The 255-nt window shown below is 52.2% G+C and carries 1 protein-coding gene; it reads right to left on the bottom strand.

Going from position 1 to position 255, the window contains the following annotated elements; translation table 11 throughout:
• Positions 1-255, bottom strand: a 255-nt coding sequence (locus MWC30_RS22300; RefSeq protein ID WP_244086368.1) for a hypothetical protein, incomplete at both ends; no start/stop codon positions are given.

Here is a 255-nt window from a genome sequence, read left to right as displayed (position 1 = left end):
CCTCATGAATGCACTGCTCGATGTGGTAGGCGACAATGAAGAACATGAGCTCGCAGATTTTCTTGAGCTCATTGGACGTCTCGTCGAAGATTACGAGAACGAACATATAGACATCCCTGACGCGCCAGCCCATGAAGTCCTGCATTTCCTGATGGATCAACAGGGGCTTGAAGAGACCGATCTTTCCAAAGAACTGGGCGGCCAACCGGTTGTCAGCGCGATTCTCAGCGGGAGGCGCAAGATCAATGTACGCCA

Origin of the sequence: Desulforhabdus sp. TSK, from assembly GCF_022836495.1 — a bacterium.
GTDB lineage: Bacteria > Desulfobacterota > Syntrophobacteria > Syntrophobacterales > Syntrophobacteraceae > Desulforhabdus.
This window is presented reverse-complemented; position numbering and strand designations above follow the sequence as displayed.